Origin of the sequence: Roseomonas genomospecies 6 (genome assembly GCF_008365375.1) — a bacterium.
Classification (GTDB): Bacteria; Pseudomonadota; Alphaproteobacteria; order Azospirillales; family Azospirillaceae; genus Azospirillum.
The window spans coordinates 1-669 of sequence record NZ_QOKW01000098.1 but is presented as its reverse complement, the minus strand read 5'-3'; the positions used below and the strand labels follow the sequence as shown (position 1 = coordinate 669).

Sequence of the window (669 nt, the reverse complement as noted above, 5' to 3'; positions counted from 1 at the left end):
GACGGTTCCGGTTATGTAGACTGAATGACTGGCCTGGTCCGCGTTCGCTCGCCACTACTAGCGGAGTCTCGGTTGATGTCCTTTCCTCCGGCTACTTAGATGTTTCAGTTCGCCGGGTTCGCCTCCCCACCCTATGAATTCAGGTGAGGATACCGCTCGCGCGGTGGGTTGCCCCATTCGGAAATCCACGGATCAAAGCCTGCTCGCGGCTCCCCATGGCTTATCGCAACGTGCTGCGTCCTTCATCGCCTCTCAGTGCCAAGGCATCCACCAGATGCCCTTCAGACGCTTGATCCTTCTCGCGAACGTCGCGCACAGGGACAAACCGCCCCTTGTGCCCGGACGCTCATGAAGATGCATCCTCGGTCACTATTCTCGACTTTATTCACGATTTTCAAAGATCCGCGTCGCTTTGAAAGCAACGCCTAACCACTTCCCGGCAGCCATTATGAACGAGCATTTTGAAATGCCCGGTTCATCTTGGATTGGCTGTCGAGAAGGGATGCGCCGGCGGCGGCGTGGGGTTGGCGCGCGGCCTGGAGGATGGGCCGGCGTTTTCCTTAGAAAGGAGGTGATCCAGCCGCAGGTTCCCCTACGGCTACCTTGTTACGACTTCACCCCAGTCGCTGACCTGACCGTGGTTGGCTGCCTCCGTTGCCGGTTAGCGCA

General features: G+C 58.4%; 2 rRNA genes. Both read right to left on the bottom strand.

Annotated elements, in window-relative coordinates:
* Positions 1 to 295, bottom strand: a 23S ribosomal RNA gene (locus tag DS843_RS30940); the annotation flags it as partial.
* Between the two features lie 269 nt (positions 296 to 564).
* Positions 565 to 669 (bottom strand): 16S ribosomal RNA (locus tag DS843_RS30935); the annotation flags it as partial.